The 21,871-nt window shown below is 70.1% G+C and carries 22 protein-coding genes; 14 read left to right on the top strand and 8 right to left on the bottom strand.

Going from position 1 to position 21,871, the window contains the following annotated elements; all coding sequences use genetic code 11:
- Positions 1–24: 24 nt before the first annotated feature.
- The 5 genes from ACF8ME_RS03150 to ACF8ME_RS03130 all read left to right on the top strand — a co-directional run bounded on the left by ACF8ME_RS03150 (position 25) and on the right by ACF8ME_RS03130 (position 5,202).
- Positions 25–1,143: a porin gene (locus tag ACF8ME_RS03150; RefSeq protein WP_016445488.1), complete on the top strand. Its 1,119-nt coding sequence runs from the start codon at positions 25–27 to the stop codon at positions 1,141–1,143.
- Positions 1,144–1,274: 131 nt separating this feature from the next.
- A complete protein-coding gene (locus ACF8ME_RS03145) occupies positions 1,275–2,255 on the top strand; it encodes a quinone oxidoreductase family protein (protein ID WP_392415187.1) in 981 nt (326 codons plus the stop codon).
- Positions 2,252–3,259, top strand: coding sequence for a LysR family transcriptional regulator (locus ACF8ME_RS03140; RefSeq protein ID WP_392415186.1), 1,008 nt, complete (start codon positions 2,252–2,254; stop codon positions 3,257–3,259). The genes ACF8ME_RS03145 and ACF8ME_RS03140 overlap by 4 nt, the downstream gene beginning before the upstream one ends.
- Positions 3,256–4,146: a DMT family transporter gene (locus tag ACF8ME_RS03135; protein ID WP_392415185.1), complete on the top strand. Its 891-nt coding sequence runs from the start codon at positions 3,256–3,258 to the stop codon at positions 4,144–4,146. The genes ACF8ME_RS03140 and ACF8ME_RS03135 overlap by 4 nt, the downstream gene beginning before the upstream one ends.
- A gap of 84 nt (positions 4,147–4,230) precedes the next feature.
- Positions 4,231–5,202: a LysR family transcriptional regulator gene (locus ACF8ME_RS03130; RefSeq protein ID WP_016445491.1), complete on the top strand. Its 972-nt coding sequence runs from the start codon at positions 4,231–4,233 to the stop codon at positions 5,200–5,202.
- A gap of 48 nt (positions 5,203–5,250) precedes the next feature.
- Here ACF8ME_RS03130 and ACF8ME_RS03125 read toward each other — a convergent pair whose 3' ends face one another.
- Together ACF8ME_RS03125 and ACF8ME_RS03120 are read right to left on the bottom strand one after the other, a co-directional pair.
- Positions 5,251–7,518: a molybdopterin cofactor-binding domain-containing protein gene (locus ACF8ME_RS03125; protein WP_392415183.1), complete on the bottom strand. Its 2,268-nt coding sequence runs from the start codon at positions 7,516–7,518 to the stop codon at positions 5,251–5,253.
- 14 nt (positions 7,519–7,532) lie between these two features.
- Positions 7,533–8,006 (bottom strand): (2Fe-2S)-binding protein, encoded by a 474-nt coding sequence (locus ACF8ME_RS03120; protein ID WP_012207419.1) that lies wholly within the window; start codon positions 8,004–8,006, stop codon positions 7,533–7,535.
- 252 nt (positions 8,007–8,258) lie between these two features.
- On the opposite strand from ACF8ME_RS03120, the gene ACF8ME_RS03115 reads away from it, so the two are divergent.
- Both ACF8ME_RS03115 and ACF8ME_RS03110 read left to right on the top strand, forming a co-directional pair.
- The gene (locus tag ACF8ME_RS03115; protein ID WP_016445493.1) at positions 8,259–8,540 is read left to right on the top strand and encodes a hypothetical protein; all 282 of its coding nucleotides are present in this window, start codon (positions 8,259–8,261) and stop codon (positions 8,538–8,540) included.
- Positions 8,537–8,818, top strand: a complete 282-nt coding sequence (locus ACF8ME_RS03110; RefSeq protein ID WP_074921506.1) for a type II toxin-antitoxin system mRNA interferase toxin, RelE/StbE family — start codon at positions 8,537–8,539, stop codon at positions 8,816–8,818. The genes ACF8ME_RS03115 and ACF8ME_RS03110 overlap by 4 nt, the downstream gene beginning before the upstream one ends.
- A 45-nt stretch (positions 8,819–8,863) precedes the next feature.
- Here the strand turns inward: ACF8ME_RS03110 and ACF8ME_RS03105 are convergent, their stop codons facing one another.
- From ACF8ME_RS03105 to ACF8ME_RS03090, 4 genes are read right to left on the bottom strand one after another with little or no spacing between them, the layout of a single operon-like run.
- Positions 8,864–10,054, bottom strand: a complete 1,191-nt coding sequence (locus ACF8ME_RS03105; protein WP_392415181.1) for a c-type cytochrome — start codon at positions 10,052–10,054, stop codon at positions 8,864–8,866.
- Positions 10,055–10,066: 12 nt separating this feature from the next.
- Positions 10,067–10,918, bottom strand: coding sequence for an ABC transporter ATP-binding protein (locus tag ACF8ME_RS03100; RefSeq protein ID WP_267178070.1), 852 nt, complete (start codon positions 10,916–10,918; stop codon positions 10,067–10,069).
- Positions 10,912–11,967: an ABC transporter permease gene (locus ACF8ME_RS03095; RefSeq protein ID WP_392415179.1), complete on the bottom strand. Its 1,056-nt coding sequence runs from the start codon at positions 11,965–11,967 to the stop codon at positions 10,912–10,914. Before ACF8ME_RS03095 ends, ACF8ME_RS03100 begins: the two co-directional genes overlap by 7 nt.
- Entirely contained in the window at positions 11,964–13,070 is a 1,107-nt protein-coding gene (locus tag ACF8ME_RS03090; protein WP_374006790.1) for an ABC transporter substrate-binding protein, read from the bottom strand. Before ACF8ME_RS03090 ends, ACF8ME_RS03095 begins: the two co-directional genes overlap by 4 nt.
- Before the next feature lie 218 nt (positions 13,071–13,288).
- Between ACF8ME_RS03090 and ACF8ME_RS03085 the strand changes: the two genes are divergently transcribed.
- From ACF8ME_RS03085 to ACF8ME_RS03055, 7 genes are all read left to right on the top strand, one after another.
- Positions 13,289–14,704: an O-acetylhomoserine aminocarboxypropyltransferase/cysteine synthase family protein gene (locus ACF8ME_RS03085; RefSeq protein ID WP_392415177.1), complete on the top strand. Its 1,416-nt coding sequence runs from the start codon at positions 13,289–13,291 to the stop codon at positions 14,702–14,704.
- A gap of 35 nt (positions 14,705–14,739) precedes the next feature.
- Positions 14,740–15,843: an isopenicillin N synthase family oxygenase gene (locus tag ACF8ME_RS03080; protein WP_047326487.1), complete on the top strand. Its 1,104-nt coding sequence runs from the start codon at positions 14,740–14,742 to the stop codon at positions 15,841–15,843.
- 47 nt (positions 15,844–15,890) lie between these two features.
- On the top strand, positions 15,891–16,703 hold the full coding sequence (locus tag ACF8ME_RS03075; RefSeq protein WP_012207412.1) for a MetQ/NlpA family ABC transporter substrate-binding protein: 813 nt from the start codon (positions 15,891–15,893) through the stop codon (positions 16,701–16,703).
- 13 nt (positions 16,704–16,716) lie between these two features.
- Positions 16,717–17,865 (top strand): methionine ABC transporter ATP-binding protein, encoded by a 1,149-nt coding sequence (locus ACF8ME_RS03070; RefSeq protein WP_392415175.1) that lies wholly within the window; start codon positions 16,717–16,719, stop codon positions 17,863–17,865.
- On the top strand, positions 17,843–18,508 hold the full coding sequence (locus ACF8ME_RS03065; RefSeq protein ID WP_013800725.1) for a methionine ABC transporter permease: 666 nt from the start codon (positions 17,843–17,845) through the stop codon (positions 18,506–18,508). Before ACF8ME_RS03070 ends, ACF8ME_RS03065 begins: the two co-directional genes overlap by 23 nt.
- Before the next feature lie 111 nt (positions 18,509–18,619).
- A complete protein-coding gene (locus ACF8ME_RS03060; RefSeq protein WP_012207409.1) occupies positions 18,620–19,108 on the top strand; it encodes a VOC family protein in 489 nt (162 codons plus the stop codon).
- Between the two features lie 87 nt (positions 19,109–19,195).
- Positions 19,196–20,134 carry a CysB family HTH-type transcriptional regulator gene (locus tag ACF8ME_RS03055; protein WP_013800726.1) on the top strand — a complete coding sequence of 313 codons (939 nt, stop codon included), beginning with the start codon at positions 19,196–19,198 and terminating at the stop codon, positions 20,132–20,134.
- A 20-nt stretch (positions 20,135–20,154) separates the two neighbouring features.
- Here the strand turns inward: ACF8ME_RS03055 and ACF8ME_RS03050 are convergent, their stop codons facing one another.
- Positions 20,155–20,646 carry a GNAT family N-acetyltransferase gene (locus ACF8ME_RS03050; RefSeq protein ID WP_183019493.1) on the bottom strand — a complete coding sequence of 164 codons (492 nt, stop codon included), beginning with the start codon at positions 20,644–20,646 and terminating at the stop codon, positions 20,155–20,157.
- A 72-nt stretch (positions 20,647–20,718) separates the two neighbouring features.
- The gene (locus tag ACF8ME_RS03045; protein WP_392415173.1) at positions 20,719–21,837 is read right to left on the bottom strand and encodes a bifunctional nicotinamide-nucleotide adenylyltransferase/Nudix hydroxylase; all 1,119 of its coding nucleotides are present in this window, start codon (positions 21,835–21,837) and stop codon (positions 20,719–20,721) included.
- Positions 21,838–21,871 lie beyond the last annotated feature (34 nt).

Raw genomic sequence — 21,871 nt, 5'->3', positions numbered from 1 at the left:
AGCAAAAAACCACAAGGAGACAACATGCAGGTTTTCATACGCCAGGCCCTGGCCGCCTCGCTGGGGCTGGCCGCCGCGCATGCGGGCGCGCAGTCCTCGGTATCGATCTCGGGCACCGTCGATGTGAGCGTCAGGCAGGTGCGCAACCAGGGCCTGGGAACGGTCACCTCGCAGGCCAGCGGCGCCAACTCCACCAGCAAGCTGGTATTGCGGGGGCAGGAGGACCTGGGCGACGGCCTGAGCGCGGGCTTCTACCTGGACGGCAGCCTGCTGGCCGACACCGGCGCCATGGGCGCCAGCGGCCCGTTCTGGGACCGGCGCTCCACGGTCAGCCTGGCCTCGCGGCAATGGGGCGAGCTGCGGCTGGGGCGTGACTGGGTGCCCACGCACCTGGTGTGGAGCGGCTTCGATCCGTTTGCCACGCTGGGCATCGGCAGCGCCAATGGCTTTCGCTCGTTCACGGCTTCCCGCGCGCTGGGCCAGGCCTTCGGCACGGCGCCGGAGTCGCAGGCTGCCAATCCCACGCTGCGCGTGAGCAATGCGGTGGAGTATTTCCTGCCGGCCGGCCTGGGCGGGCTGCAGGGCGTGTCCGGCAGCCTGATCGCCACCTTGGGCGAGAAGGGCGCCACGGCGGCAGGCCAGACGCGCGGCAACGGCTTTCGGCTGGGCTGGGCGGGCGCGGGCTGGAACGTGGCGGGCGCGCAGTTCACCACACGCAACACCCTGAGCGGCATCCATTTCAAGGACCAGAGCTACGGTGTCTCCTACGACTTCGGCTGGCTCAAGGCCAGCCTGGCCCAGCGCCGCTGGGTCCATGGCGTGGACCGCACGGTCAACACCCTGGTGGGCATGAGCGTTCCCGTGGGCAGCGGCGTGGTCAAGCTCAGCTATGTCAAGGCCGACCAGACGGGCGCAACGGCGGCGCAAAGCGCCAGCGATGCCGACCTGTGGGCGCTGGGCTATGTGCACTCGCTGTCGCGGCGCACGGCGCTGTACGCGCATGCGGCCCGCATGTCCAACCGCAATGGGGCGGCCTTCGCCATAGCCGGGGGGGCGGCAGTCAGCGGCAATCCGGCCGCGGCCAATTACTTTGGCGGGCGCGCCTCCACGGCTTTCGAGCTGGGCATCCGGCACGACTTCTGACGGGCAGCGTGGGCGGCGTGCGCGCTGGTTCGTGGTCATTGCTGCACTCCATGCAGCAGTGAACTGCACGCCGGCCTATTGCTGCCGTCAATCGCTTCTTCTACGCTGCACCCATTTCACGGAGCAGCGAGATGAACCCATTGATCAAGGTCCGCATGGACGCCGCAGGCACCCCCGACGCCATGCGCCTGGAGCCGGTCGAGGTGCAGGCGCCCGGCCCCGGCCAGGTCTGGCTGGAGCAGACCGCCATCGGCGTGAATCCGCTGGACGTGAGCCAGCGCAAGGGCGCTGTCGCCATCGACTTTCCCTCGGGCCTGGGGCTGGAGGGCGCGGGGCGGGTGGCCGCCGTGGGCGAGGGCGTGACGAATGTGGCCGTGGGCGAGCGCGTGGGCTACGCCACGGGGCCGCTGGGCGCCTATGCCAGCGCCCGCCTGTATCCGGCCGAGCGCCTGGTGAAGCTGCCCGATGCGCTGCCTGAAGACGCGGCGGCGGCCGTGCTGTTCAAGGGCATCACGGCGCAGTACCTGCTCAAGACCACCCATGCCGTGGGCCCCGGCAGCCGCATCGTGATCTATGGCGCCGCCGGTGCGCTGGGCCAGTTGATGTGCGCCTGGGCCAGGCACCTGGGCGCCCTGGTGATCGGCGTGGTGTCCAAGGCAGCCAGCGTGGAGCGCGCGCGGGCGGCCGGCTGCGACGAGGTCTTCGTGTTCGATGCGGACACGCTGCCGGGCCAGGTGCTGCAGGCCACCGGGGGCCTGAAGGCCGACGTGGTCTACGACCCCATCGGCCGCACGACGCTGGGCGCCTCGCTGGACTGCCTGCGCCCGCGCGGCCTGCTGGTGTCCTTCGGCGCGACCTCCGGCCTGCCCGATCCCATCTCGGTGGCCACGCTCAATGCCAAGGGCTCGCTGTTCCTCACGCGCCCCTCGCTGGCCGCGCACACGGCCACGGCGGCCGAGTACCAGGAGCGCGCACGGGACGTGCTGGCCGCCGTGGCGGCCGGCATCATCGTGCCCGGCGTCTGGCGCCGGTATGCGCTGGCGGAGGTGGCGCAGGCGCATGGCGATCTGGAGCAGGGACGCTCCCAAGGTGCGATCATCCTGACCCCATGAACCTTCTGGACAGCCAGCACGCCGATGAACTGGCGGCCCTGGTGGCGCTGCATGAACAAGGCTCCTTCGCTGCGGCGGGGCGGGCCTTGCTGCGCCATCCGTCCGTGCTGTCCAAACGCCTGAACGCGCTGGAGACCCGGCTGGGCGTGCGGCTGGTGGAGCGCAGCACACGCCATCTGCACCTGACCGACGAGGGCCTGCGCCTGGTGGACAAGGTACGCCAGGCGGCCGGCCTGATCGCCGATGCCCAGAAGGAGGCCGCCCAGGGCGCCTCGCAGGCGCGGGGCCGGCTGCGGCTGTCGCTGCCGGCCGCCATGGGACGGCGCTGGCTCAGCCCGCTGCTGGCCGAGTTTGCGCTGGCCCATCCGCAGATCGTGCTGGAGGTGGAGTATGCGGACCGCTTCGTGGACATCGTGGGCGAGCGCTTCGACGGGGCGGTGCGCATAGGCCGGCTGGCGGACAGCCGGCTGGTGGCGCTGCGGCTGGGCGGGCACCAGCGCATCCTGGGCGCCGCGCCCGCCTACCTGCAGGCCCACGGCACGCCGGCGCACCCCGAGGACCTGGCGGCGCACCGCTGCCTGGGCTTCACGGGGCTGCAGTCGTTTCCGCAATGGGAGCTGGTGCACGGTGGCGCATCGGGCGATGTGCCGCAGGGCCAGGCCCGGCACACGGTGCTGGTGCGCGGCCCCATGGTCAGCAATGACAGCGAGGCCCTGCTCACGGCCTCCGTCATGGGCGTGGGCATTCTGGCCGGCGGCGACTGGCTGATGAGCGAGCACATGGCCGCAGGCCGGCTGGTGCGGGTGCTGCCGCAATGGCGCCTGGATGGTGCCTCTGGCATCTACTTCGTGCGGCCCTCGGCGGCGTTCAGCAGCGCGGCCATGGCGGCGCTGCGCGACTGCCTGGTGCGGTGGTTTGCCACGCGCAGCCCCTGGCGCACGGGGCATGACACACTGGCGCCGCCCCAACCCCTGCCGCCGCCCTTTTCCGCATCCGCTCCATGACCCAAAAAACCTCGCCGCCCGCCATGGCGGCCGCCTTGCTTCCCTGGCTGTTCGTGCTGCTGTGGAGCACGGGCTTCATCGGCGCCAAGTTCGGCCTGCCCTATGTGGAGCCGCTGACCTTTCTGACGCTGCGCTATGCCATCGTCCTGGTGCTGATGGCGGCGGTGGCCCTGGTGCTGCGCGCGCCCTGGCCACGGTCGGCACGCCAGAGGCTGCACATTGGCGTGTCAGGGCTGTTCGTGCATGGCGTGTACCTGGCCGGCGTGTTCACGGCCATCGCCCATGGACTGCCTTCGGGCGTGACGGCCCTGGTGGTGGGGCTGCAGCCGCTGATCACGGCGCTGGTGGCCGGCACCTTGCTGGGCGAGTCCGTGCGGCCCCGGCAGTGGGCCGGGCTGGCGCTGGGCTTCACGGGCGTGGCCCTGGTGGTGGCGGGCAAGATCGCCTCGGTGCCGGTCCATGCCCTGCTGGCCATGCTGGTGCCGGCCGTGGTGGCGCTGGCCGGCATCACGGCCGGCACGCTGTACCAGAAGCGGTTCTGCCCATCGTTTGATCTGCGCACGGGCTCGGTCATCCAGTACCTGCCCTGCCTGGTGGCGACGGGGGCGCTGGCCCTGGCCACCGAAACCATGCAGGTGCGCTGGAGCGGCGAGTTCCTGTTCGCGCTGGGCTGGCTGGTGCTGGTGCTGTCCGTGGGCGCAGTCAGCCTGCTCAACCTGCTGATACGCCGGGGCGGCGCCGTGCACGTGGCCAGCCTGTTCTACCTGACGCCACCGGCCACGGCCCTGATCGCCTGGGCCATGTTCGGCGAGACGCTGGGCGGCCTGGCGCTGGCGGGCATGGCCTTGACGGCAGCCGGCGTGTGGCTGGCGCGCCAGGGGCGCTAGCTTGCCCCGCAAGCCGCGGGCAGGGCATGCGCAAAGGCGGGATACTGCGGCACTGTCAGCCCTCGAATACCGGATTCCCGCACCATGCCCATCAATGAACTGCGCGCCATCGCCACCTTTGCCAAGGCGGTCGAGCTGGGCAGCCTGCGCCAGGCGGCGCTGTCCCAGGGCGTGAGCCCCCAGGCCGCCAGCCAGGCGGTGGCCCATCTGGAGCAGCACCTGGGCGTGCGCCTGCTGCACCGGACCACGCGCAGCCTGGCGCTGACCGAGGAGGGCCAGCGTTTCCTGCAGGACACCCAGCCGGCGCTGGCCGCGCTGGACCGCGCACTGAACCTGGCACGCGACAGCCGCGAGGGCATTGCGGGGCCGTTGCGGATCGTGGGCCCCAAGTCCTGCTTTGCGCCCGTGCTGATGCCGCTGCTCGATGAGTTCTGCCGCCTGCACCCGGGCATCGTCCCCGATGTGCGGCTGGACGACGGCATAGGCAACTGGGTGCTGGACCGGGTCGATGCGGGGTTTCGCATCGGCGCCTCGCCCGATGAAAGCGTGATCGGGCGGCGGCTGTTTCCCGTGCAGCTCATCGTCTGCGCGGCGCCGCAGTACCTGCAGCGCCATGGCGTGCCCCGGTCGCTGGACGAGCTGGCCGCGCACCGCTGCAGCATGTTCCGCCATGCGGCCACGGACACGGTGATGCCCTGGTACCTGCCGGTCGATGGCGAGCTCACGCACCGCTACCTGCAGCCGGCCCTGTCCACCAACGATGCCGAGCTGGAGCTGCATGCCGTGCTGGCCGGCCAGGTGCTGGGCCAGCTGTCCAACATCTGCGCGGCCGCGCACATCCGCGCGGGGCGCCTGGTGCCCGTGCTGCTGGAGCATGTCAGCGAGCACATCGGCCTGCATGTCTACTACGGCAGCCGCGACGCGCTGCCCCGGCGCGTGCGTGCCTTCATCGACCTGGCCGTGCAGCGGCTGCAGGACTGCCCGGACTATCTGCTGACCATGGAAGAACTGGAAAGGGCGGCGGCCGCAGGTGCCGCCGCCCTTTCCGGGGGCTGACCGGGATCAGGTCCGGCCGTTCAGGCCAGATCGATCACGCCAGATCGATCACGCCAGGTCGAACGGCAGCTTGCGCACGGGCTTGCCCGTGAGCTGCGCCACGGCGTTGGCGAAGGCCGGGGCCAGCGGCGGCAGGCCGGGCTCGCCCATGCCCGTCGGCGGCTCGGCGCTGGGCACGACGTGGACGGCGATCTCGGGCATGTCGGTGATGCGCGGCACGGCGAAGTCGCCGAAGTTGCTCTGCTCCACCACGCCGTCCTTGAGCGTGATCGCCGCGCCGGGCAGGCACATGGACAGGCCCATCAGCGCCGCGCCCTGCACCTGCGCCTCGATGGTGCGCGGGTTCACGGCCAGATTGCAGTGAACGCCGGCCGTGGCCTTGTGCAGCACCGGGCGGCCGTCCTTGACCGAGGCCTCCACCACATAGGCCACCACCGTGTCGAAAGACTCGTGCACGGCCACGCCCCAGGCGCGGCCCGCGCGCAGCTGGCGCTTGCCGTAGCCGCTCTTGTCCACGGCCAGCTGCAGGGCCAGGCGATGGCGCGGGTGCTTGTCACCGAACATCTGCATGCGGTAGGCCACGGGGTCCTGGCGGCTGCTGCGCGCGATCTCGTCGATCAGCGTTTCCATGACGAAGGCCGTGTGGGTCGATCCCACGCTGCGCCACCACAGCACGGGCACGTTGACCTTGGGGTGGTGCACGGTCAGGCGCATGGGCAGCGGATAGGGCTCGCGCATGCCCTCCACGGCCGTGGCGTCGATGCCGTTCTTGATCATGCCGCCCTCGAACATGGTGCCCGCCGTGATGGACTGGCCCACGATGGCGTGGTCCCAGGCCAGCACCTTGCCGCGTTCGTCGAAGCCGATCCTGGCGCGGTGCAGGTGCATGGGGCGGTAGTAGCCGCCCTTGATGTCGTCCTCGCGGCTCCAGACCATGCGCACGGGGGCGCTCAGGCCGGCGCGGCGCGCGGCCAGCGCCACCTGGCAGGCCTCAACCACGTAGTCGCTGGTGCCCACGCCCCGGCGGCCAAAGCCGCCGCCGGCCATCTGCACGTGCACGCGCACCTGCTCGGGCTTGAGGCCCAGCACACGCGCGGCGGCCATGCCGTCCACGCCCGCGAACTGCGTGCCCAGGTAGAGGTCGGCACCCGCCTCGCCGGTCTCGCCCATCTGCACCGTGCAGTTGAGCGGCTCCATGGGCGCATGGGCCAGGTAGGGGAAGCTGAACTCGGCCTCGATATGGCGCGGCGCCTTGTCCAGCGCCGAGATATCGGCGTCGAAGTGGCGTGCGCCGGGCTGCGTGGCCAGCTCGCGGTACTGGGCCAGCTGGCGTTCGCTGTCCACCTTCTCCACGGCGTCGGTGTTCCATTGCGCCTTCAGCGCCTCGCGGCCCTTGCGCGCTGGCCAGTAGCCGGTGGCGATCACGGCCACGCCTTCGCCGCCACCGTCCACGGGCACGCGCAGCACGGCCTTGACGCCGGGCACGGCACGCGCCGCAGCGTCGTCCAGCGAGGCCAGCTGCGCCTTGAACACGGGCGGGTGTGCAATCACCGCCGTCAGCTGGCCCGGCAGGTGCATGTCGATGCCGAAGCTCTGCTGGCCGCTGCTCTTGGCCCGGGCGTCGATGCGGCCCGTGGGCTTGCCGATCAGGCGGAAGTCCTTGGGATTCTTCAGCACGACGGTGGCCGGCACGGGCTGGGCCATGGCGGCCTGGGCCAGCTCGCCATACGACAGCTTCTTGCCGTTGGGGCCGAGCACGAAGCCCTCGCGCGTGCGCAGCGTGGCGGCGTCCACCTTCCACTGCGCGGCGGCGGCGGCCACCAGCATGGCGCGCGCACGGGCGCCCAGCTCGCGGTACTGGGTGTAGCTGTGCTTGAGGGCGGTGGAGCCGCCCGTCATCTGGATTCCGTAGCGCGGATCGGCATAGGCCGCATCGTTGCCGCCCAGGCGGGCGCGGACCTTGCTCCAGTCGGCGTCCAGCTCCTCGGCCAGCACCAGGGGCAAGGCGGTGTGCACGCCCTGGCCGAACTCCAGGCGGTTGATGGCCACGGTGACTTCGCCGCTGGGCGAGATCTCCACGAAGGAGGCGGGCTGCTCGGTGGGCTTGAGGCCGGCGGCCTCGCCCTTGCCCGGCGCCTGCGCCATGGCGGGAAACACGCCCAGGGCCAGCGAACCGGCACCGGCGATCTTGAGGAAGCTGCGGCGGGGGATCTGTGCAAGGGTGGGCGCGTCGGCGATGGCAGCGGTGGCCTCGTCACGGTCCAGGATGTGCTGCAGGGCGCGCGGCAGTTCGGCGGGGTTGAAGGTGGTCAGCATGCGGCGTTCTCCGTTCAGCCCAGGGTGCGCGCGGCATCGGCCACGGCCGTGCGGATGCGTGCATAGGTTCCACAGCGGCAGATGTTGCCGGCCATGGCCGCGTCTATCTCCTCGCCGCTGGGCTTCTTGCCCTTGGGCAGCGACTTGAGGAAGGCCGTGGCGCTCATGATCTGCCCGCTCTGGCAGTAGCCGCACTGGGCCACGTCATGGCGTACCCAGGCATCGCGCACGGCGGTGCCCACGCGATCGGAGCCCGAGGTCATGGCCTCGATGGTGGTGATCTTCTGGCCCGCGGCCGCCGAGATCGGCGTCACGCAGGAACGTATGGCCTGGCCGTTCATGTGCACCGTGCAGGCGCCGCACAGCGCCGCGCCGCAGCCGAACTTGGTGCCGGTCATCTCCAGCGTGTCGCGCAGGGCCCACAGAATGGGCGTCTCGGGGTCCAGGTCCATGGAAACGGTCTTGCCGTTGATGGTGAGATCGGTCATCGCAGTCTCTCCTTGTTGTGGGTCAGTCAGGCAGGGGTGGGGTCCCCGCAGTAGTGTCGTGCGCAGCTGCGGCCCATGGAAGCCGGGCGCCGTCGAGGCGCGAATATAGAAAGAGGCCTTGCTTGCAACTAGTCCTGATTTGATTGATGCATTGGCAAGTGCAAGTTGCGAATGGGGCGGAGCGGTTGAGTTTCTGGAGTGTTTGGTACTGACGTTGTATATACTTTGTTGGTATCTTCACAGGAGTGGATCATGCCCAAGGAAGCCGTTTTCACCATGAAACTGGAAGCCGAGCTGCGCGAAGACTTCATGGCCGAAGCCGCAGGCGAGGACCGGCCCGCATCCCAGGTCATGCGGGAGTTGATGCGCGGCTACATTGAGCAGCGCCGCAAGGCCCGCGAATATGACGGCTATCTTCAGCGCAAGGTCGAGGAGGGACGTGCCTCCATGCGCGCTGGACTTGGCCGCTCGAATGAGGAAGTCGAGGCCGAGTTCGCTGCCCGGCGCCGTCAGGTTGCGGCAGACCGTGCGTGAAAGTCATCTGGACGCCGCAGGCGCAGCAGGATCGCGCCGATATCTGGGACTACATCGCAGCTGACAATCCTCGCGCAGCCTTGCGCATGGACCTGCTTTTCAGCGACGCAGCGGCCCGGTTGGCCGCGTATCCCAAGATGGGCAAAGCGGGCAGGATTGCCGGCACGCGCGAGCTGATCCCCCATGAAAGCTATCGCCTTGTCTATGAGATCGATGGCACGACGGTCTGGGTGCTGGCCCTGGTGCACACCGCGCGCCAGTGGCCGCCAGCGCGGTGACGATAACTGCATGCCAGGCCGGGATGGCCCTGATCAATGCACAACTCAATGCACAAACCCACCCTTGATGAACCGCACGGGCTCGGCGTCCATGCGTGCAATCAGCGCGCCCAGGCCGTCGGCCACGGCGCCAGCGCCGGAGGTGGTCTTGGCCGCCGTGTCCGTGCGGCAGACCAGGTCGTCCTCCGACCAGCCCTGGGCGCCCGGACGCGATAGCGCGCGCAGCCAGCCGCTGCGGTCGCCCAGCCATTGCATGCCCTGCAGCTGCTCCGAGCCGCTGAGCAGCGCCATGGCCTGCCAGGCGCGCGGGTCGTTGACGGTGCAGTCCAGGGCGCTGGCGGCGCGGTTGCCGCCATCGGGCGACAGCTGCAGGCTGACCAGGCGCGGGTCTTCCTGCACCGGGCCGCTGCCTGCCACCACTCTCAGCCGCTGCTGGCGGCTTTGCCAGGTGCTAAGGCGGCGTGCGGGCTGGCCTGCGCACTGCACGGCCATGTCGGGAAGTCCCACGGGATAGGGCCAGCTGCCGGCGATCTGCAGCATCTGGCCTGCGGCGCGGGCCTTCATGAAGTCGATCAGGGCCCAGGCGTCGTCGCTGGACAGCCGGTCGGCTTGGCCGTGTGCCCGTGCGCCGTCGCCAGACTCCACGGGGCGGCGGTCATGAAGGATGGCCCAGAGCAATTCCCCATCGGCGCGGCGCCACAGCAGCGGGCTGGTGAAGTTGGGGGGCCAGACCGGCTGGCTGGCGGCCAGCGGGCCGTGGCCCCGGCCATCGGCACCGTGGCAGGCCGTGCAGTGCTGGGCATAGACCGCGCCGCCGCGCGCAATGCTCTCCACGCTGAAGCCCGTGGGCGAGGCATGGAAGCTGGTGGCATGCGCGGGCACCAGGATCAGGTCGGCACGCGGCCAGGGGGCCAGCAGCAGGGCGAGCGCGGCCAGCGCGGTCAGCACCAGGGCCGGCAGGCGGATGCGGCGCAGAACCAGGGCCAGCGCCAGGGCCAGCAACAGCAAAACGATGGCGGTGGCCACGGCCGCCAGCGACCACAGCAGGCCCCGGGCCTGGCCCAGGTCGATCACCAGGTTTTCGCCGGACAGGCGCAGGGCCCAGGGCCAGGCAGGCTGGCCGTCCACCGTGCCGGCCAGGCCCAGGCCATGCAGCAGCTGCAGCAGGCCGACCTGGGCCTGCTGCATGGCGCCGATCAAGGGGTTGAGCCAGTCGGGGGAGTCGCTGCGTTGCATCGGAGGCGGGCGCTACCAGGTCTGGTCCAGGCCCAGGTGGCGCAGGGCCTCGTGGCGCAGCTCGGACAGGCGGGCATGGCCGCGCTGGCGCGGGTAGGGCAGGTCCACATCGATCTCGGCCACGATGCGGGCGGGCCGCTGGCTGAAGACCAGCACGCGGTGGGCCAGGAACAGGGCCTCTTCCACATCGTGGGTGACCAGCAGCACGGAAAAGCCTGCGCGCTGCCAGATCTTGAGGATCTCGCTTTGCATGGCCAGCCGCGTCAGCGAGTCGAGCTTGCCCAGCGGCTCGTCCAGGATCAGCAGGCGCGGGTCGTTGACCAGGGCGCGCGCCAGGGCCGCGCGCTGGGCCATGCCGCCCGACAGCTGGTGGGGATGGCTGTCCGCGAAATCCTCCAGCCCCACCAGGCGCAGGGCCTCGTCGATGCGGTGGGCCTGGCTGTCCAGCAGGCCGCGTGCCTGCAGGCCCAGGGCCACGTTGCCGCGCACCGTGCGCCAGGGAAACAGCGTGGGGTCCTGGAAGACGACGATGCGCGAGGGATCGGGCTCGGTGATGGCCGTGCCGTCCTGCGCCACGGCACCGGCCGTGGGCGCGTCCAGCCCGGCCACCAGGCGCAGCAGCGTGGACTTGCCGCAGCCGCTGGGGCCCAGCAGGGCCACGAACTCGCCAGGCCGCACCTGCAGGCTGACCTCGTCGAGCACCTGCAGCGCGCCCTGTCCCTGGCCGAACCAGTGGCTGACGGCCTGCACATCGATGGCCGCGCCGGCTAGGGCCGCCCCTGCTAGGGCCGCCCCTGCTAGGGCCGCCCCTGCGATGGCGGGCGTGGCTGCGGCGTTGGCGGCGTGTTCTGCGGCAATCACCATTTGACGGTTCCCTTCTGCCACGACAGCGTGCGGTCGCGCACGGTGAACAGCAGCGTGATCAGGCCCGAGCACAGCACGGCCATGACCAGCAGCGCCGTGTACATGTTGGCGTAGGCTGCCCAGCCCTGGGCCCACTGCAGATACCAGCCCAGGCCGGCCTTCACGCCCATCATCTCGGCCGTGATCAGCACCGAGAACGAGGCGCCCAGCCCCATGAACAGGCCCACGAAGACCTGGGGCAGGGCGGCCGGGATGGCCACGCGCAGCACCAGGAACCAGGGCGATGCGCCCAGCGTGCGCGCCACGTCGTAGTAGCTCTTGCTGACCGATGCCACGCCCGACCAGGTCAGCACGGCCACCGGAAAGAACGTGGCCAGCGCCACCAGGAACACGGCTGCCGAGTAGCTCGACGGCGCGAAGAAAAAGGCCAGCGGCAGCAGGGCCGAGGCCGGCACCGGCCCCAGGAAGCGCAGCAGCGGATGCACCCAGTAGCCCGCGATGCGCGACCAGCCTATCCACACGCCCGTGAGAAAGCCGATCACCGCGCCGAACACGATGCCGTTGAGCAGCAGCCGCAGCGAATACAGCGTGGACAGGCCCAGGCGCTGCCAGTCCTCGTGCACCACGTCGATCAGGCTTTGCGGTGGCGCGAAGAACGGCGGCGGCAGCGCGCCGAGCTTGGCCGTCAGCGTCTCCCACAGCGCCAGTAGCAGTGGTGCCGCCACCAGCCAGGCACCGGCCGGGCGCAGCCAGCGGTCGATGCGCCGTGCTGCCCGTACGGGTCGCACAGGCAGCGCGGCCGAGGCCAGCAGCAAAAGGGCCACGGCCAGGGCGGCAATGCCGAATTCCTGCGTGAATGCCCATTCGCTGAAGCCGATCTCCTTGTTGGGCCACAACAGGGTCAGCATGCCCAGGCCGGCCCAGGCGGCGGCGGCCAGCAGGCCGGTGCGCCAGGGGCCGGCCTTGCGCGTGCCCTGCGCCTGTTCCCGTTCCAGGCCGGGTGCGGCATCCGTGGCGCCCAGGCGCCAGCGTGGTCTTGCGGTGCTCATGCGAGGACGTCCAGCGTGATGTGGCTGGCAAAGCGGCCAGGGTCGGTCTGCTTCTTGAGCACGCCGGCCGTGCGGAAGTCGGCCGCAAAGGCCTGGACCTCGTCGCGCAGCGGCTTGCCGTGCGGATGGTGCTTGAAGGTCAGCTCGGCCAGCAGGCGCTGCAGGTCCTCGACGGGAACCTTGGGCGAGTACTTGGCAAAGATCTTCGCCGTTTCGTTGGGGTTCTCGGCGATGTAGTCCGAGGCCTGGGTCAGCGCGCGCACCACGCTGGCCGCTGCGGGCTTGTTGGCCCGGGCGAACTTTGCGCCTGCGCCGATCACGCAGCAAATGCTTTCGGCGTACTCGTTCTTGGCGCTGTTGCCCAGTTCGAGGAAGGTGCCGGGATTGCGTTTCTCGATCAGGTAGAGATTGGGGTCGCCGTCGGCAATGGCCTGGATCTCGCCCTTCTTGGCGGCCACATCCAGCAGGTCGGCCGGGTAGACGCGCCATTCGATGTCCTTGTCCACATCCAGGCCGCGCTTGGCCAGGTGGATGGAATAGAACTGCTTGGCCGGGCTGTTGAGATCGGCCACGCCGATGGTCTTGCCCTTGAGCGTGCTGGGGTCCAGCGTGACGCCGGCCGACTTCAGGCCGACCAGGCGCAGGCAGCCGCCGTGCACGCTGCCGATGAGCTTGACATCCAGCCCCGCCTCCAGCGGCTTGATCCAGCGGTGGATCAGGCCCGCGCCCGCATCGGCCTTGCCCGTGGCCAGCGCCTCCAGCAACTGGTCGGCCGAGCCGCCCCAGTTCAGCAGCTCCACGTCCAGGCCGTTGCGCTCGAAGAAGCCGCGCTCCAGCGCCACGGGAATGGGCGAATGGCAGAAGCTGGCCTGGCTCCAGGCAAAGGTGATCTTCTTGCGCGGCTGCGCCCCGGCGCGGCCGCTGAACCAGGCGGCCGAGCCCAGCGCGCCGGCTGCGGCGCCGGCGCGGATCAGGGCGCGGCGCGAGAGCGAGGGCTCGGATGCCTCGGGAGCATCGAGCGCCCCGAAAGCACCGCAATCGGCGCCATGGGCGCAGCGGCTGTCCTGGGTCCTGTCGATCTCGGTCTGGGTCTTGCGGGTCATGGAACTCCCTCCAAAGCAGTTTCGGGACTGCCGATGCTGTCCGCTGAGTGCCGTGTTTTCAACGACGCAGAACGCGCATCCATATGTGCGTGGCAACTAGGAAGGGCGCGGCCCGGCGACATGCGCAAACCGAATAAGCGAACGCGTTTTTCTTCGTAGTGCGCAGGGCGCGGGCTTCGAATAATGGGCTGCATCGACCACTCATACGGAGTCCATGCATGACCTCAGCGACCGGCACCGAGTCCGCCCCGCACGACGCAGCCAGCGATGCGCTGTGGCAGCAGGACACCCAGGCCCTGCACGCCGGCTACCGGGGGCGAGAGCAGCAGCGCAGCGCTGCCGTGCCCATCTACCAGAGCACTTCCTTCGTGTTCGACAGCGCCCAGCACGGCGCCAACCTGTTCGGCCTGGTGGAGGAGGGCGATGTGTACTCGCGCACGGCCAACCCCACGCTGGCGGTGCTGGAGCAGCGCATTGCGGCTCTCGAAGGCGGCGTGGCCGCGCTGGCCCTGGCCTCGGGCATGGCCGCCATCGACGTGGCTCTGGCCACGCTGGCCAGTGCGGGCGACCATGTGGTCGTGGCCTCGCAGCTGTATGGCGGCACGCACAACTTCATCGCCCATGTGCTGGCCTCGCGCGGCGTGCAGAGCACGGCCGTGGCCAAGGATGATTTCCAGGCGTTGCGCCGGGCGATAGGGCCGCGCACCAAGGCCGTGTTCGTGGAGTCCGTGGGCAATCCATCGGGCGGCATTGCCGACCTGCGCCAGCTGGCCGATATCAGCCATGCGGCGGGCGTGGCCCTGGTGGTGGACAACACCGTGGCTTCGCCGCTGCTGCTGCGGCCCTTCGACTGGGGCGCCGACATCGTCGTGCATTCGGCCACCAAGGCCATTGGCGGACACGGCAATGTGCTGGGCGGGCTGATCGTGGACAGCGGCCGCTTCGACTGGGTGGCGCACGCGGGGCGCTACCCGCAGTTCAGCGCGCCCGAGCCGGCCTACCAGGGCTTTGTCTTCACCGAGAAATTTCCCGACCGCGCCTTCATCGCGCGGGCCCGTGCCGTGCTGCTGCGCAACTGCGGCGCGGCGCTGGCGCCGCACAGCGCCTTCCTGCTGCTGCAGGGCCTGGAGACGCTGGGCCTGCGCCAGGAGCGCGCCAGCCGCAACACGCTGGCCGTGATCGATTTCCTGCAGCGCCATCCGCTGGTGGAGCGCATACACCACGCCAGCCAGAGCAGCCACGCCGACCACGCGCTGGCCCTGCGCCAGCTGCGCGGCGGGCATGTGCCGGCGCTGCTGGGCTTCGAGCTGCGCGGCGGCCGGCCGGCGGCGCGCGCCTTCTATGACGCGCTGCGCCTGTTCCTGCGCCTGGTCAACATCGGCGACAGCAAGTCGCTGGCCGCCATTCCTGCCGAGACCACGCACAGCCTGCTCAGCGACGAGGAGCTGGCACGCGTGGGCATTGCGCCCGGGCTGGTGCGCCTGTCCATCGGCATTGAGCACCCGCAGGACCTGCTGGCCGACCTGGCGCAGGCGCTGGAGCAGGCGCAGGGCCATGCGGTGTTGGCTGCCGAACGCGAACAAAACCGCGAGCAAGACCACGAGCAAGACCGCGATCAGCGCCTGGCGGCCTGAGCGCCCCTTCCTTCCCCCTTCCCTGGCAGCACAGCATGAGCACCTTGACAGCATCCACCCTCGACGCGCCCGCCGCTACAGCGGCAACCCCGGCCCTGCCCGTCATCGATCTGCAGGCCCTGCGCGACCCGGCCACGCAGGCCCAGGCGCTGCGCCAGCTGGCGCGCACGGCACGCGACACCGGCTTCTTCTACCTGGAAGGGCACGGCATAGGCCGGGACGCATGGCAGGGCATACAGCGGCGCGCCCGCGAATTCTTTGCGCAGCCGCTGGCCGACAAGCAGGCGCTGGCCATTGCCAACACGCGGCACTTCCGGGGCTATACGGCCGTGGGCATGGAGATCACGCGCCAACGGCCCGACCAGCGCGAGCAGATCGACCTGGGCGAGGAATCGCCCGAGATTCCCGCAGGCCCCGGCGTGCCGGACTGGAAGGGGCTGCAAGGCCCCAACCAATGGCCGCAGGCCCTGCCCGGGTTCCGCGAGGAGGTGCTGGCCTGGCAGGCGGCAGCGCATGGCGTGGCGCTGGAGCTGCTGCGCCACTTCGTGGCCGCGCTGCAGCTGCCCGAGGGCGCGCTGGACGCTCTGGTCAGCGGCCTGCCTGCGCACCGCATCAAGATCATCCACTACCCGGGCAGCGAGCTGGGCGCAGCAGGCCAGGGCGTGGGCGCGCACAAGGACGGCGGCCTGCTGACCCTGCTGCTGCAGGACGAGGTGGGCGGGCTGCAGGTGGAGACGCCGGCCGGCTGGGTCGATGTGCCGCCGCGCGACGGGGCCTTCGTCATCAACATCGGCGAGATGCTGGAGCTGGCCACCAACGGCTATCTGCGCGCCAACGTGCATCGCGTGCTGGTGCCGCGCGCGGGCGTGCAGCGCTACTCCATCGCCTACTTCCTGGCGCCGCGCCTGGACCTGGGCCAGGTTCCGCTGCTGACCCTGCCGCCCGAGCTGGCCGTGCTGGCCACGGGGCCGCAGAGCGACCCGGACAACCCGCTGTTCAGCCATGTGGGCGAGAACGCGCTCAAGGGCCGCGTGCGCTCCCACCTGGATGTGGCCCAGCGCTTCTATCCCGAGCATTTCGCCCGCCTGCAGGCCCAGGCCCGCGCGGCCGGCCGTGAGTTGCACCCCGGTGCCTATTGATCGATTCCTGTTGATCGGTGCCTGTTGATTCTTGAAAGGACTGTGCGATGGACAAGCGAGTATTTCTGCGGGGACTGGCGGCGGGGGCCTCGGTGGCGGCGATGTCAGGCGCCATCCGCGCCGCGCAGGCCGGCCCGCTGCGCGTGGGCGTGCGCGGCGGCGTGGACGAGGAAATCTGGGAGGTGGTGACCCGCGTGGCACGCGAGCAGGGGCTGCAGGTCAAGCCCGTGGTCATCAGCGGCGCGGCCAGCCCCAACGAGGCGCTGAACAACGGCGACATCGAGGCCAACTCCTTCCAGCATGTGCCGTTCCTGCGCGACCAGAACCAGCAGCGCGGCTACCGGCTGGTGGCGGCCGGCGACACCTACATCTCGCCCATCGCCTTCTATTCGAAAAAGCACAAACGCCTGGCCGACCTGCCCGCTGGCGCGCGCCTGGGCATTCCCAACGATCCCAGCAACCAGACGCGCGCGCTGGTGGTGCTGCAGGACCAGGGCATCCTGAAGCTGCGCGAGGGCTTCGACCCCTTCAAGGGCACGGCGGGCCTGGCCGACATCGCCAGCTACCAGAAGAAGGTGCAGCTGGTGGAGGCCGCTTCGGTGGTGCTGGCGCGCTCGCTGGACGATCTCGATGCCTCGGCCATCGTCAACAGCTTTGCCTACCAGGCCGGGCTGATCGCCACGCGCGATGGCATTGCCGTCGAAAGGCGCGAGCGCAATCCCTACGTGAACATCATTGCCGTGCACGAGCGCGACCGCGCTGCACCCTGGGTCGCGGCCCTGCTGCGCGCCTACCAGTCCGAGCCCGTGCGCCAGTTCATCGTGAGCAGGTACCAGGGCTCGGTGCTGCCGGCCTTCTGAGGCGTGTAAGGCAATGAAGGTGGAACAGGCGGCGGCCGGCGAGCCCCATGCAATCGATGCGCTGCAGCGGCCGCACATCGTCTTCGAGGGCGTGCGCAAGCACTACCCGGGAACGGGAAGGGGCACGGGAAGGGGCGCGGGCGAGCCCGTGCACGCGCTGCAGGCGCTGAGCTTCGAGGTGGCGCGTGCCGAGGTGTTCGGCATCATCGGCCGCAGCGGCGCCGGCAAATCCACGCTGCTGCGCACCATCAATGCGCTGGAGCGGCCCAGCAGCGGCCGCGTGCTGGTGGACGGCACCGATGTCGCCACGCTGGACGAGGACGCGCTGGTGGCGCTGCGCCGGCGCATCGGCATGATCTTCCAGCACTTCAACCTCCTGTCCTCGCGCACGGTGTACGAGAACGTGGCCCTGCCGCTGCAGGCCGCGGGCTGGCGGCCCGCGCTCGTGCGCGCGCGGGTGGACGAGCTGCTGGCCCTGGTGGGGCTGGCGGACAAGAGCGGCGCCTATCCGGCCCAGCTCTCGGGCGGGCAAAAGCAGCGCGTGGGCATTGCGCGCGCGCTGGTGCACGAGCCCGAAATCCTGCTGTGCGACGAGGCCACCTCGGCCCTGGACCCCGAGACCACGCAGTCCATCCTGGAGCTGCTGCGCGAGATCAACCGCAAGCTGCGGCTGACCATCGTGCTCATCACGCACGACATGGCCGTGATCCGCGAGGTCTGCGACCGCGTGCTGGTGCTGGACCAGGGCCGGCTGCAGGAGATCGGCGAGGTCTGGAAGCTGTTTGCGGCGCCGCGCTCGGAGGCTGCGCGTGCGCTGCTGCGGCCGCTGCGGCAGGCCTTGGCGGCCGACCTGGAACTGGTGGCAGAGGCCGATGGCCCGGAGGCCGTTGCCGTGCTGGCCATCGGATGGGCCGACGGCGGCAGCCAGCAGGGCCTGCCGCTGGCGCAGCTCCAGGTGCTGGGCCCGCGTGCCCGCTTGCTGCAGGGCGGGCTGGACTGCATGCGCGGGCGTTCGCAGGGCCGCCTGCTGGTGGGCGTGCCGGTGCAGGATCTGCCCTCGTCGCTCTCCCCGCTCTCGCCGGCCGCGCTGTCTTCCCTTCAACAGGCGCTGGGCGCCGATTCACTGCAACTGCTTGGCCATGTCCCTGCCCCCGCTCGATAAATACCTGCAGGCCTTTCTGGAAACCCTGCTGATGGCGGGCGCGTCCTCGCTGATCGCCATCGTTGCCGGGCTGGCGCTGGCCATCGTGCTGCACACCACGGCGCCGGGCGGGCTCTACGCCAGGCCGCGGCTGTACCGGGGGCTGTCGGCGGCGGTGAACATCGGCCGGGCCATTCCCTTCATCATCCTGCTGGTGGCCTTGCTGCCGGTGACGCGCGCCATCGTGGGCACCACGCTGGGCACCTGGGCGGCGGTGGTGCCGCTGTCGGCCAACCTGATTCCGTTCTTTGCGCGCATCGCCCAGGTGAGCCTGGGCGAAGTGGACGGCGGCCTGGTGGAGGCGGCGCGCGCCATGGGCCTGCGCCGCCCGCAGATCGTGCGCCAGGTGCTGCTGCCCGAGGCGCTGCCGGGCCTGATCGGCGGCATGACCGTGAGCGTGATCGCCATGGTCAATGCCTCGGCCATGGCGGGCGCCGTGGGGGCGGGCGGCCTGGGCGACCTGGCCATCCGCTACGGCTACGAGCGCTATGAGACGCGCGTGATGTTCGAGGTCATCGTCATCCTGGTGGCCCTGGTGTCGGTGCTGCAGTTCGGCGGCGAATGGCTGGCGCGCCGTGCCGACCACCGGCGTTCGATCTCTTGAGATGATTTGGAAATAACAGACTGAATTTTTATTATTTTTGGTTTTTTCGACTTGTCTCGACAATGGCCTGCAGCAGCATTCGGTCTGCTGATTCTTTTCCGAGACGCTTCGATGACCCACACCACACGCCCCGCCTGGCCTTCCCCTCTTGCCGGCCGCACTGCCATGAAGCCGGGCGTGGCCATCGTCTGTGGCGTCCACCATGTCCAGCTGTCCTTCCCGGCGCGCGCCCAGGCGGCCATGGAGCGCTTTTATGGCGAAGTGCTGGGCCTGTCTGCCTTGACCGTTGCCGGGCGTCCGGGCCTGAGCTTTCTGGCCGGCGGGCAGCGCATCGATCTGGTGCCCTACAAGGGGCAGTCCGGCGGCACCGAGCGCGCTGCGGGCAATCTTGTGCACTTGGCGCTGACGGTCAGCGACGTGGATGCGCTGCGCCAGCAGTTGCTGGTGCACGGCGGCCTGGCGCTGGAGGTGGCGCCCGTGAGCGAGGGCCGGCGCTGCTATGCGCGCGACCCCGCAGGCAATCTGATCGAGCTGCTGGAGCTGCCCCGCGAGGCAGCGGCCGATGCCCCGGATGAGCCGGCCGTGGCCTGTTCGGCCTGAAGCCTCTCGCCGTCCCCCTCTCTCTTTCCTTCCTGCTTTTGCATTCCACAGGCCCGGGCCGCACCGGCCCCGGGCGGAGCCTTGCCCATGAACTTCCAGCAACTGCGCTATGTGCGCGAAACCGTGCGCCGCGGCTACAGCCTGACCGAGGTGGCCCACACGCTGCACACCTCCCAGCCCGGCGTGAGCCGTCAGATCCGCGAACTGGAGGAAGAGCTGGGCGTGGAGATCTTCATCCGCGCAGGCAAGCGGCTGACCGGACTGACGCCGCCCGGCGAGGCGCTGCTGCCCATCGTTGAGCGCCTGATGCTGGAGGCCGACAACCTGCGCCGCGTGGGCGCCGACTTCAGCGCCAGCGAGCAGGGCCGGCTGTCGATTGCCGCCACCCACTCCCAGGCTCGCTATGCGCTGCCCCATGTGGTGCGCGACTTCCGCCAGCGCTATCCGCAGGTGCGCCTGCACCTGCACCAGGGCTCGCCCGAGCAGGTGGCGCAGATGCTGCGCAGCGGCGAGGCCGACATCGGCGTGGCCACCGAGGCGCTGGCCGGCTATGAAGGCCTGGTGGCGCTGCCCTGCTACCGCTGGACGCACGGCGTGGTCGTGCCGCCGGGCCACCCGCTGCTGCAGTCGCAGCAGGCGCTGACGCTGGAGGCGCTGTCGCGCTTTCCCATCATCACCTACGAGCAGGGCTACACGGGCCGCGCCCACATCGACGAGGCCTTTGCGCGCGAGGGCCTGGAGCCCGACGTGGTGCTCACGGCCATGGACGCCGACGTGATCAAGACCTATGTGGAGCTGGACATGGGCGTGGGCATCGTCGCCTCGGTGGCGCTGGATGCCGAGCGCGACCAGGGCCTGCGCACGCTGGACGCCGGCCACCTGTTCGAGGTCAACACCACGCGGCTGGGCCTGCGCAAGGGCGCCTGGCTGCGCGGCTATGCCTATGCCTTCATCGAGACCTTCGTGCCCACGCTGACGCGCGAGGTGGTCGAGCAGGCCGTGCGCCAGGGCGTGGAGCCCGAGTAGGCAGACGAAGGGGGCCGGCCTCAGGCCGGCTCGCGCGCCATCTCCAGCAGGGTGTCGCCGGTCACGCGGTAGCGGATCCACTCGGTCTGGGGCAGGGCGCCCAGGCGGTCGTAGAACTCGATGGAGGGCAGGTTCCAGTCGAGCACGCTCCACTCGAAGCGGCCGCAGTCCTTCTCGACGGCGATCTGCGCCAGGCGGCGCAGCAGCGCCGTGCCAGCGCCCAGGCCGCGCGCTTCGGGCGTGACGTAGAGGTCTTCGAGGTACAGGCCGTGGCGGCCCTGCCAGGTCGAGTAATTGAAGAAGTAGACCGCAAAGCCCACGGGCTGGTCGCCATGCAGGCAGATCAGGCCGAAGACGGCGGGGTTGTCGCTGAACAGGGTGCGCTTCACATGCTCTGGCGTGGCCAGGACTTCATGCTCGGCTTTTTCATAGACGGCGAGTTCGCGCACGAAGCGGACGATGAGCTCGGCGTCATCGGGGGTGGCGGGTCGGATCTGTAGGGTGGTAGTCATTCAAACGCGGGGGGACACGGGGAGCCCGGAAAAACGGTATTGCGGCGCAAGATGGCGCCGCAATCTCCGGTTTTAGCCGATTTTCACGGCCGTGTCCGCCAGGGGCTGTTGCACCGGAAGGGGCAGGAACTGGCGCAGGATCTGGAAGTGGTCCTCGAAGAACGCACTTTCCATGGCAGGCAGGTCGCAGACGGCCACCCAGCGCGCCAGTGCCGCATCGTCGCCGCCCTGCACGGGCGGCAGCGAGGGCAGCACGCCCAGGTCCAGATAGTGCACATGGGTGATGGTGCGCCCGCGCAGGCTGCGGTCGGGGTGGTCGAAGACCTGCACGGACTGCAGGGCGGCCTGCAGGTCGGCCTCGCTGAGCGTGGAGCAGGTCTCCTCGCGCAGCTCGCGCAGGCAGGACTGCCACAGCGTGTCGCGCGGCTCCAGGAAGCCGCCCGGCAGCGCCCACAGGCCCAGGCCCGGGGCATGTGCGCGGCGTATCAGCAGGATGTGGTCCTGTTGCGCGTCTTCGTGCGGCACACGGCAGCGCAGCAGTGCGTCCACGGTCACGAAGACGGGCGGGTAGGGCGCCGCGGCCCAGGCCTGGCGGTACCGGGCCAGCATGCGCCATTCCTCGCACATCTGCGCATGGGCGGGCGTGGTGGCCCAATGCCGCAGGAACTGCAGGGTGGCGGGCGGCACCTGGGCGGCCAGGGCCTCGAAGTCCACGCCGGATTCGCCGAAGTAGATGTCGCGCAGCGGCGTGGCGTCGAACTGGCCCAGGCGCGGCAGGCTGATCAGCTGCCAGCGCGGAAAGCGCGCAAGGTAGCCGCTGGTCGCGTCCTTGAAATGGCCGACCAGGGCCACGCTGGCGCCTTCGGGCACGCAGGACTGCACGGCCTGCTGCACGGCCTGTACCCACAGCGGCTCGTTGTAGTAGTCGCGCACGGGCACGCAGTGCAGGCGGGCCGCGTCGGCCGGCGGCAGCGCCTCGCGCAGCATCTGCGCGCGTTCCTGCCAGCTGAAGGGATTCTTGGGATTGGGCGCCTGCCAGGCGCTGCCCAGCACGACGACGATCTGCTCGGCACGCCCCAGCGCCGCGCGCAGCAGGGCCATGTGGCCGTTGTGCAGCGGCTGGAAGCGCCCGATCAGCACGGCGGTGTGCACGCGCTCGCTGGTGGCCGGGGTTTCGGTGGGGGCGTCCATGGCGGCAGTCTCTTGCATAAACAGGCTCGGTGGC

This window comes from Delftia sp. WSY_7 (genome assembly GCF_043104845.1).
Taxonomy (GTDB): Bacteria; Pseudomonadota; Gammaproteobacteria; order Burkholderiales; family Burkholderiaceae_C; genus Comamonas; species Comamonas tsuruhatensis.
This window is presented reverse-complemented; position numbering and strand designations above follow the sequence as displayed.